Annotated in this window: 7 protein-coding genes and 6 pseudogenes; all 13 read right to left on the bottom strand. The window is 45.9% G+C overall.

What is annotated here, in order from left to right; translation table 11 throughout:
* Positions 1 to 202 precede the first annotated feature (202 nt).
* Positions 203 to 658, bottom strand: coding sequence for a Fic family protein (locus JCM12539_RS03250; protein WP_263849733.1), 456 nt, complete (start codon positions 656 to 658; stop codon positions 203 to 205).
* Between the two features lie 51 nt (positions 659 to 709).
* A complete protein-coding gene (locus tag JCM12539_RS03245) occupies positions 710 to 892 on the bottom strand; it encodes a hypothetical protein (protein WP_054649215.1) in 183 nt (60 codons plus the stop codon).
* A gap of 5 nt (positions 893 to 897) precedes the next feature.
* A pseudogene (gene coaBC / locus JCM12539_RS03240) lies at positions 898 to 2,084 on the bottom strand (bifunctional phosphopantothenoylcysteine decarboxylase/phosphopantothenate--cysteine ligase CoaBC).
* Positions 2,085 to 2,114: 30 nt separating this feature from the next.
* The gene (locus JCM12539_RS03235; RefSeq protein WP_082405310.1) at positions 2,115 to 2,489 is read right to left on the bottom strand and encodes a nucleotide pyrophosphohydrolase; all 375 of its coding nucleotides are present in this window, start codon (positions 2,487 to 2,489) and stop codon (positions 2,115 to 2,117) included.
* A gap of 134 nt (positions 2,490 to 2,623) precedes the next feature.
* Positions 2,624 to 3,539: pseudogene (locus JCM12539_RS15520) on the bottom strand (restriction endonuclease).
* Positions 3,540 to 3,870: 331 nt separating this feature from the next.
* Positions 3,871 to 4,606 (bottom strand): annotated as a pseudogene (locus JCM12539_RS03225) (sugar isomerase domain-containing protein).
* Positions 4,607 to 4,617: 11 nt separating this feature from the next.
* On the bottom strand, positions 4,618 to 5,883 hold the full coding sequence (gene ulaA / locus JCM12539_RS03220) for a PTS ascorbate transporter subunit IIC (protein ID WP_054649213.1): 1,266 nt from the start codon (positions 5,881 to 5,883) through the stop codon (positions 4,618 to 4,620).
* A 2-nt stretch (positions 5,884 to 5,885) separates the two neighbouring features.
* Positions 5,886 to 6,169, bottom strand: a pseudogene (locus JCM12539_RS03215) (PTS sugar transporter subunit IIB).
* A 2-nt stretch (positions 6,170 to 6,171) separates the two neighbouring features.
* A pseudogene (locus tag JCM12539_RS03210) lies at positions 6,172 to 6,613 on the bottom strand (PTS sugar transporter subunit IIA).
* 111 nt (positions 6,614 to 6,724) lie between these two features.
* Positions 6,725 to 6,934, bottom strand: a pseudogene (locus JCM12539_RS14525) (PTS sugar transporter subunit IIA); the annotation flags it as partial.
* Positions 6,935 to 6,971: 37 nt separating this feature from the next.
* Positions 6,972 to 8,264 carry a BglG family transcription antiterminator gene (locus JCM12539_RS03200; protein ID WP_054649209.1) on the bottom strand — a complete coding sequence of 431 codons (1,293 nt, stop codon included), beginning with the start codon at positions 8,262 to 8,264 and terminating at the stop codon, positions 6,972 to 6,974.
* 258 nt (positions 8,265 to 8,522) lie between these two features.
* Positions 8,523 to 9,398 carry a YitT family protein gene (locus JCM12539_RS03195; protein WP_082405307.1) on the bottom strand — a complete coding sequence of 292 codons (876 nt, stop codon included), beginning with the start codon at positions 9,396 to 9,398 and terminating at the stop codon, positions 8,523 to 8,525.
* Positions 9,355 to 10,722, bottom strand: a complete 1,368-nt coding sequence (gene rpoN / locus JCM12539_RS03190; RefSeq protein ID WP_054649205.1) for an RNA polymerase factor sigma-54 — start codon at positions 10,720 to 10,722, stop codon at positions 9,355 to 9,357. The genes JCM12539_RS03195 and rpoN overlap by 44 nt, the downstream gene beginning before the upstream one ends.
* Positions 10,723 to 10,727 lie beyond the last annotated feature (5 nt).

The following is a 10,727-nucleotide window of genomic DNA, read 5'->3' as shown; positions in this document are numbered from 1 at the left end:
TAATTCTAATTTGCTCAACAAGGGCAATTTATCGCATCACATCGGCATTGTCAAGACAGTGAACATCGGTGTATCGATAATTACGACATATCGGGACCACTTGACCACCGCATGATTATGAGAGTTAGCTAGCATCGATTTTAATTTTGTGGCAAAACAAAGGAGGACACGCTGAGACAGGTGTGCCCTCCATAAAACATTATTAGTGTTGCCAGCTACTCGGTAGCATCATTCGCGATACCAAAGATAGCTTCTTCGTACAGCCACCGCTCAATCGCCGACTGCGCCCCGTTAAATAGAACTTTTGCAACTGGGATAGATACCAGTGCATTTTGTTCTCGGGGATAGCCAGCAGACCGGCGCCTTTAGTAAGCATTATCGCGTTGGCAACCACCAACGCGGTACGTTTATTGCCATCGGCGAACCATTGCGACCGGGAGATATGCAACATGAGCTTGATTGCTTGCTGCGTGGCTGACATGTCCGCACTCATTAGGCTGGCGAAAAATGCCCGTTCCGTCTGTTCAGACGGAATTGGTGGTACATACGTGTCGTTGGTGTGCCCCACCGTGACAATATCCGTTCTTATACGACCGGCGTCTGCCTTAGCGGCCCCCTGAATAAGCTCGTTCACACGCAAAATAGCATCGAAAGTCAGCTTATCAAGGGTGGTGATGTATTCAAAGGCGTGCTTGAGGTTCAGGACGATTTAAATATCGGTAGGAAGGATGCCATCAAAACTGCCGGTGCTCAAGATTCGAGCCACCTTTCCCGCACCCAGCGTCATGCCCTCAAACCTAGCCGCACTAGCCACCAAGGTAGCTAAGTGATCATGAAAAAACTGTTTTTCAGCGGCATTTCCCAAATAATACCGATCAACATAATGGTCCATGGCGACTACATCTCCGCCTCCGCCAGCCCGACAATCGTTGCCGCCACGTCGCGTTTAGCGGCCTCATCCAGAGCGAGCGGGTCCTGCCCCCGCCGCAGAATGGTGACGGTGTCCGTATCAGCGTTAAACCCCTGCCCGTAACCGACCGGGTTGGCGACGATCATGTCCGCGCCTTTGTGTTCCAGCTTGGCCTGCGCGTTGGCGACCAAGTCGTTGGTCTCAGCAGCAAAGCCGACCAGGTACTGGTGCGACTTCTGCGCCCCCATCGCGGCCAGGATGTCGGGATTTTGCACCAAGTCTAGGTGCAGGCCGTCGTCCGCCGATTGCTTCTTAATCTTGGTGCCGCTCACGTCGACCGGTCGGAAGTCAGCCACCGCCGCGGCCATAACCACCAGGTCGGCCGCATCAAAGTTAGCCAGCATGGCGTCGTGCAGTTCCGCGGCCGAAGTAACGTAAACGGCCTCCACGCCCGGCAGTACCGGCAACATTTTGGTAGCCACCAGCGTCACCTCGGCCCCCGCCGCCGCGGCCGCGTTAGCAACGGCGGTGCCCATCTTGCCGGATGAGTCGTTTCCGATGTAGCGCACGGGTCGATTCGCTCCTGCGTGCCGCCCGCCGATACTAGGACGCGCTTGCCAACCAGTGGTTGCTTCGCCTGGTACGTCTCCACGAACAGTTGGATCACGTCCAAATCCGGCATCCGACCCACCGCGGAGTACCCCTCAGCCAGGAACCCCTCGGCCGGTGGCAGGACGCGCACGCCCATGTCCTTCAGCCGCCGAACGTTGCTTTGCGTCGCGGCGTTAGCCCACATTTTGTCATTCATGGCGGGCATGACCAGCTTGGGGCCGTCAAAGGCGAGCCAGGTAGACGTCACGACGTTATCCGCGAGTCCATTAGCAAACTTAGCGAGACTGTTGGCGGTGGCCGGCACGACCAGCATCATGTCAGCCCAGCGCGCGAGCTCGACGTGCACAACGTGCTCCGGATGGTCGAACTCATGGGCATCGGTAACCACTTCAGCTTTGGTCAAAGTTGACAAAGTCGCTGCGGTAACAAAGGTTGCCGCAGCTGGCGTCATCGCAACGCGCACCTGGTAGCCATCACGGACAAGCCCGCGCACGAGCAGTGGCACTTTGTAGGCGGCAATGCCCCCGGTGATCATGACGGCAATATTTCTAATAGTAGGCATGATGAATCCTCCTCGGTTAAGGTCGTGCTGCTAGTCGTTCTCGGTCTGCGCCCAGTGCCGGCCACGATTAATGGCATTCTTGGCCGCCACCAACTTTAACGGGTCAACACCCAGCCGGTCACACATGAAGAACGTGTACGTTAAGACGTCGGCCAGCTCCTCGGTCAGGTGTGCCTGTTCGTCTTTGCCCAACTGGTCGCCGGTGTCGAGCCACTGAAATATTTCCAACACTTCGCTGGCCTCAATGCTCAGTGACTTAGCGAGGTTCGGCAACGTGTGGTACTCCGCCCACCCCTTACTGTCGCGAAACGCAACAATTTGCGCCAACACATCGCGGTAATGCGCGGATGTGTGTGCGTCTACGGGAACAGTTGATGGAACAATTGGATGGATGGTTGAGGACATGTGTGCAGACTCCTTTGCGAATGGGTGGGTATTGAATATATCAAATATGGTTGTTAAGGCCATTTTACACTATAATGCCCACTACACATCAGCGTAGTGGGCATTGGGGTGGGGCTTTAATTAAATTCAATAGATTAGTCTTGCTCAAAATAATAATCATCTAGTTCAAACGTCTGAACTGGGGATATGTGGAGTTGGTACCGTTCGACAAGCTTAACAATTCCAGGACCATCAATTAGCGTCACGGATTTGGCGCCTTGGACAGCCTTCTTTTTCGCGCCGTCAGTATAATAACTAGTGGTGATAAAGATACCATACTCAGCGTTAAACCCGTCCATTACCCCTTTAAATTTATCAATTTCAGGTTCTCCAACAGGCGCATCGCTATATCTTTTGGATTGTATTGCCACTCTAGAAGTCCTAAACTCGTCGGATTGAAAATAACCAAAACCATCAATCCCATGGTCCCCAGAAACAACCATCCCCATCTTCGCATCTATTTTTACACCCATTTGTGAAATCAGCAGTCTAGAAAAGCGCTCAAATTTCGTTGGTGAAAATTTTTTTTCAGACTGGCAAGTAGTTCCGTCTTCCATGTGTCCGTCACATCTTGAGCATCATCGGTACTTTCATCATCGTTACCGCCTAAAGAAGTCTGGTCATTGGCGTTGTTTGATCCACTTTTCGCTTCACGGAGCGCTTTAGTATGATCCAGTATTCACGTATCGCCTGTTTTTGGGCTTTATTAGGAAAGTCGGATAATGAGTCTGCCCGGCCTTGCTCGGTTAGCGTTACTTTACCACCACGAAAAGACTTTTCAATGTAGTCAATTACCGACAATTCCCGCATTGCAAAATTAAAATCATAATTAAACGGGATATATTCATTTCCTTTCCGTGAAATAACTGTACCGTACACATCATCATGAGTGAATCCACTGCCGTCATCTTCTGCGATGATTGATTTAATATCATCCCTTGAAGCTGTGCCACCAACACTCTGTAGTGCTCGAACTATCGCCTTTTGTGCCCCTCTACGTATATATGCCACAGTCCTACCCCCTCCATAAGTAATGAATATGGTAATTTTACACCCAAATCACTGATCCTAGTAAATCCACGTTGTGCGTATAGTATTGCGGGACGTGTACATCAGGTCGAATTATCAACACCAAGGCTGAATAATAGCAATCACCTTAGATGTATCTAACGAATCTATAACAAAACCGCCGACTATTGCGCCAGCGGTTTTGTTGGAATTAACTAGCGACCATAGATTCATGGTCGATGTAACACTACATCCTTAAACTGTAAATATATTGGTATAGTCTGCATCATGTAATAATAGCCCCATTGATTAACGGCTTTGATAATTTATCGGCTTAAAAATCGTAATGAATCATTTCCTGATACTCTTTAACTAATTGTCTGTTTCTCTCATCACCGTCGTCTAGATTAGCCGAATAGAAGACAGGTGCCTCGCCCGTAGTATCCACAAGTCTCTGACTAACTTCAACAATGATAGCATTTAGGATGGCGGCTCCAACCACCGTCGAGGTTGGCCCAACTTTTTGTGGGGCACCAGCCAATTGACAGGAGGCATCCCCGACATCACCGTGATTATCAATTACGATGTCTGCCAATTCAAATAGGCGCTTACCAGACGAATGTCGGCTGGTAACTGTTTTTGAGTATGAAACATTTGTGAGCCCCACTATACGGACGCCCTTCTTCTTGGCCGCAATAGCTAAGTCAACAATAACCGGATTACGTCCAGAAACCGAGTGCAGGATTAACACATCATTTGGTTTAAAATTAACGGAATTAGCCAGCCGCGTTCCGTACCCCTCTAGGCGTTCCATATCACTGGTAAAAGTAATCGGAGAACGATCAAGCATTACTTCACGCCCGAATATCGCATTAATAGTAAGCATCCCACCCGCACGATAGTACATCTCCTGAGCTATAATACCGGCATGACTAGCCCCAAAAACATAAATGGAATGCTTTTTTTAAGTTTGCATCGGTCAACAAATTAATTGTGGCATCAATATTGGGCTTTTCTTCATTAGCAACCTTGCTAATCAGTTGCTCAACATTGTCGATATAACGATACATAAACGTGCCTCCTATAATCCTAATAGGTGAAGACCTTGGCCAACAAACTTAGAGATTATTGACCATAAAGACAAATCATTACCACCAAATATTAGAATCCAATTCTTGATGGTACCACCCATCATCGCAGCAGAAACTCCAACTAAAGCAACCATTGCAAATGAGGCAACAGCCGTACCAATAATGGCGCCACGGAGCCCGCCTTGACCTTCACCAACAATAGCAGCACCACCACATTCAAAGAAACTGGTGATAATCAGTGGCACAATAACTACCCCAAATACATTAGTAGTGTTAGCAATCAATACGAGAATTGTCGAAGTCACAAAGGCTGAAATAAATCCGATGATTACGGCGTTGGGCTTGTAGTTAAACAAAATAGGAATATCGAATGCAGGCTTGGCACCTGGCACCAATTTTTCGGAAATTCCTTGGAAGGCAGGGATGATCTGGTTAACTAACAAACGAACACCATAGAGCAGAATAAGCAGTCCACCACCAAACGTTAATCCAGCGTTTAGCGAAACCATAAACAAGTTGCCACCCTTTGGAACCAGCGCAGGAGCAACTAATCCCACGACGATGTCGACCGCGAACATCACTAAACCACCGCTAATCGAAATCTCTCGGAAAAAGGATAGGGCCTCTGGAACCTTAATATCTTCGGTAGATTGCTTCTTGTTACCAACACGCTTAGCGACAAAACCTGAAATCAATGAAAGGATAGTTGTTGGATGACCAATTAAGAATGAATCATCACCCGTTGCTGCCCACACATACTTACGCATAACCCACGGTGCAATTGAGAAATACAGTGCTGACAAGACCGCGCTAACAACTATAAGCACTGGGCCACGCAGACCACCTTCTACACCACCAGCGACAATAACAAACGGTACCCACCAAAGCATGTGACCAGTCAAGAAGATTGATTTAATCGGCGTAAATCTTGCAATTAGTATATGAATAACCAGTGCAAGGAACATGGCCATACCGACTGCACCACCATAATTGGCAGTAAACGTGGCATCCGATAATCCTTTAGCTACAGACAATCCCATCTTCGTCTGTACGGCGGTGTTGATTGCTGACACAACCCCAGTCAACATGTTGACCCCTTCAGTCAGTATCACCATACCAAACGCTGCCGAAACACTACCTTTAATGATTTCGCCTATTGGCTTCTTCTGAACAATTAGGCCAATCATCGCAATTAGAGCAATCAAAACGGGAGGATCTTGAAGGATATTATTTGAAATAAAATTGAGTATTCCCATTGTTACGCATCCTTTCTGGTTGCAAGATAGTCGTTCATCGCTGCCTCAACCTCGTCCTTGTTCATATAACGCTTGATTGCATAAATAGCTTATCTGTTGATGCCTCAAGGTCCGGTTTCAATTCAAAGCTCGTAAAATATACATCTGCCAGAGTCGCCTTAGCCGAAGAGATATCCGTATTTTCCACAGTTGCATCAACCCCCAGTTCACGAACAACTTTGTCCAGCGTCATTTTAAGGACCATTGAGCTACCAACGCCAAAACCACATACCGCTAAAATTTTCATAATCACTTCTCCAATCCATCAAATAAATTAACAATTGCTGGTCTGTTTCCAGTCAATATTGACCGGTACGATCCGTCATCCATAAAAATGCCCATTATTTGCTGCAGGCTTTCCAAGTGACTTTGATTATCGGTGGCTGCCAGTACCAGAAATATCTTGACCGGCTTCCCCCGTAAATCTGTTTCATGCTTCAATACTAATAGACTCATTCCCAGCTTCTTAACGCCCTGCCCTGGCCTGGCGTGCATTAATGCAAAGTAGTCGGACAAAACCATGTAGGGACCATTTTTATTTACGCTATCAATCATGTTATCTACATATTCATCACTAATATTTCCGCTCTTCAGTAAAGGTAAACTAGCCAGACGAACCGCCTCTTCCCAGTTTTTTTACTGTTTCAACCACTTGTATATTACTTTCTGGTATTAGGTCTCTACCCACGATTCATCTAACCTCCGTCATCTTATCGATAAACCAGTCCTTGTTATTAACACCCTGCATAATTAGCTCCATGATTGGTTCAATCGTTTTCTTATCCTTTTCTGCCACCATTAACATCACCACTACGTCAACTTTGTTATTACCCCAATAAATCTGTTTTCCTGGTATTAAAATAGAAATATGGCTACTTTGTATTAACTGCGGGTTCCCATGTGGCAATGCAAAGCCATTTCCTAGGTACGTCGATTGCAGCTTTTCCCTCCTAATAACGGATTCTCGATAGTTGGCTAACTCCGCAGATGAACGCCATAAATTCTTGCTCAACAAGTAATCAATCGCTTCAGCTTGAGTATCAACCGCTTCAAAAAAATATATTTTCTCTCAGCATGCTGATTGTCCTTGCCGAACTACTGTTTAAAATGTTTGGCTGTCTATTTTTAGTAGTAACTACATCGATGTACTGGCTCATGATTGACTTCATATCTTCATTTGTAATCATCGGTGATATTTGGACCACCGGAACGACCTGTACTGGCAAACTGACTGTTGAAATAATAAGATCAACATTACTTAAATTCTGTCTGGGTAAGGCTGCTCGGGAGATAATTTCAATCAATGAAACCTCGGGTAAAATTTGTCTCATCTTCGCTGAAATCAACGAGCTTGTACCAATGCCGTTTAGACAAACAAAGAGAATTCTGCGTTGCCGTTTGCTTCTTTCAATTGCTGCCTGGAAGTGAATTGTGACGAAGGCAACTTCATCGTCCGAAACCACTAAACCGTTATTATTGGCAAAGTCGATCAATGCGTACCATACAACTCCAAAAACAGTCGGGTAATCACGTTTAATCTCCCCAAGCAAGGGGTTAACAACCGTCGTGTCAAACTTTAACCTCAACGCCATTTGAAAAAGATGCAAGGTTAGATCTTCCCTTAACTGGTTGTCATGTTCTAGATCAATATTTATACCGTGACTAACGTTTCGGATTAGGCGCTGAGTATCCCGCTTAAATGTTTCCGGAATTGACGTGTCCGGGACAAAGTAACGGAAACCACCACCAAGAACTACATATGACAAGTAACGTAATTCATCCTGCGAAAACTCATAAATTTGCGCGTTTTCAACCGATTTCAGTAGCTCGTATATCAGTGGGTACTTGTCTAAGCTAAGGAGCAAGGTTCCTAACTGATTATGCAAATCCAAATTAATATGGAATCCGCTACGACCGCGCGACACCAAAACCGATGTAGATACTACAATATCAGTCACATAACTATCAGAAATCTGTAACTGCCAAGCATCCGTTGTCGCAATCACAGTCTTACGAATAGGCTCAATTACATCAGTTTGAATTAAAATCGGAATGTACTGCTTGGCCCTTCCACCATTCATAAAATCAATCACCAACCGCTTAATGACCTTTTGTTTCGCTATCTCATCACTTCCCACGTAGGTACCCGAATTGTCAAAGTTTAATGCAACATTGTCTTTCGCTATAAGCTCTTTGATAAAGGCAATGTCGTTAGCAATGCTACTTCTGGAAACAAAGTAATCATCAGCTAACCGCTGGTAACTTAAATGCTCATTGTTAAACAACCGAGCCAATATCAAATACTTTCGATTTTTGCTGTTTGGTTTCTGATTTTCATTCAAGTTATCACCTTCACTTAATATAATATGTAAGCGTATACGAAATGAGGAGACCAAAAATAGTCCGGCTTGGTTAGCAAAAACGTGTACACCTATATGCGCACAAGCTATTAACCCTCAGTATGATGCGTTTAAGCAGGCCACCAGGAACGGTAAGCCACCATTACAGACGAAAACACCCCCATCCATTAGCCTGGGATGAGGGTGCTTAACAAACTGACAAAACCACAACTGGAACCAAACTTCATTACTTGTTTCGGACTACCAATTTAGCTCAGTCAACACTAGCTCAACAAACGCCCCAACCATTTCCGCAACTCGTGTGCTAGAAATAAATGCCCGGCTATCCTTACTCCTAACGGTAGCCTGGAGGTCTGCGAATTCGGCTCGAGATATGATTGTTAGCAAAACCGTCTTACTCTCATGCTTATACCCGCCTTCTGTATCCTTAAACACTGTAATTCCATGCCGCATCTCCTTGTGAATAGCGGTAAGAATTTCATTCGCCTTACTCTGATTCGTGACAATCATTACCTGTAGCCGCTGTTGCCGCGTGTACAACAAATCCATCGCCTTACCACCAATAAAAATAGCGATTACAGAGTACAATGCATGCGGCCACCCCTCCAGAAAGCCAGTTACAATAACCACGCACGCGTTAACGGCAATGCTGACCGTTCCAACTGAAATATTAAAGTATTTGTGCAACACCATACCTACTATGTCGGTTCCACCACTTGAGAGACCATTACGTAGAGCTAGGCCAATGCCCGCACCGTTAATGACTGCACCAAAAATTGCACAAATCATTGGATCCCGAACTAGAGGGGTCAACCCACTAGTGAGATTAATCAAGACCGACGAACTAACAACGGTAATCAAAGTAAAAACCGTAAACTCGCGACCAATGTCACGCCATGAAATCCAGATTAGCGGCACGTTAATGATAAAAATCAGGTTTGCAGTGTTCATGACGTCCGTTACTGCAAGGCCACCAATTGAAAAGTTGAGGTAGCGGCGAAAAATAATGGCAATGACTTGAGCCACACCAGTGACACCACCCGCAGATATGTGCCCAGGCACCCAAAATAAGTTAAGGGCAATACTTAGGCAAAAACCATATATCAGCGAGATCATTAATTTTCGCCATATTTTTTTTGGAACCCAATCCCAACTCCACTTTCGTCATCCTACACACCACCGTTCTTACGCAATTTTTTTTGCTTGCGATTCCCATGACGCCACGATATTTGGCAACGGTCCTACGCGCGATTGCTATGCCTTCACCCGCTAAAAGTTCTGCAATTTTCTGGTCACTAAGCGGGTGGCTATTATCTTCGTTCCGGATAATTCTACGAATACTGGACATGGCCCTGCTATCAGCGGATTCACCGTCGCTAGTTCCGGACCTATTGGTAAGCAAATCTCTGACCGCAACTATCCCGATAGGACTGTCGATATATTCACCAGAAATCGCTCGACTCACAGTTGACTCTGCTACGCCGACAGATCTGGCAACGTCCCGAAGTAATAGGTTGCTAATAAACTTTTGCTCGCCCTTTAGGTATAACCACTGCACGGCAACAATCGCCTCTGCAACCGCACTAATCGTTTCTTCACGGCGTTGTAGCATACCGTCAACATCATGGAACTGCATGGCAAGTGATCCTAGGTAGTCCTCAAGTTCTTTGTCGTCATGAGCACGTAATTGGTCATACTCCGCAGTATTAAAAATTAACTCCGGTCGTCCAAATTTCGTCAAATATATTCGATAACCAGCCCCATCAGGCCGCACTTTAATATCCGGTATGCGGTACTGAGTTTCATCATTCCAAAATGTTGCACCCGGCCTGGAGGTAAACGTGCCAATAACTCGCTTAGCTTCGGTAAAGTCCGCCACGCTGGCTTCGGTGCCAACAAGTATTCTATGAATATCATTGTGCAAGAAATCGTGATAATAGTTCCGCAATATCTCCAGTACTAGCGGCGGACAACTATCGATTTGCAGTGCCTGGATAATCAATGATTCCTGTATACTGCGTGCGCCGACACCGGCCGGATCTAGACTTTGCAGTAAGGTAAGGGCATCCTCGAATTCAACAATACTCACACCATTAGTAGCAATAAATTCGTCCTGATTGAAATTGAGAAAACCATCCCGATCGAGTTGACGCGCCAAAAGGCTTACTAACCTACGCAGTGGTTTTTCACTGTACCGCAATTCAATTTGAGTCTCCAAATAGTCATACAAGTTAGTGTATTCTGGGCTGTTCATTCTTTCGAATCCATTGATATTAATATCGCCACTGGCACTGACATCAACTAAGGGGTTACTCAAACTCAAATCGTTCAAGTATTCTTGTAGGCTAAAACCATCCATTTGCAGTACTTTCAACGACTGCTGCATCGTTTGTGTCAACTGTAGGCGCTGGCTCTGCCTAATCGTCTGCTCTATGCCCATGGTTT

The sequence above is a fragment of the Lacticaseibacillus pantheris DSM 15945 = JCM 12539 = NBRC 106106 genome (genome assembly GCF_001311175.1).
In the GTDB taxonomy this organism is placed as follows: Bacteria; Bacillota; Bacilli; order Lactobacillales; family Lactobacillaceae; genus Lacticaseibacillus; species Lacticaseibacillus pantheris.
The sequence above is the reverse complement of the archived record's forward strand: the minus strand, read 5'-3'. Positions and strand labels throughout refer to the sequence as shown.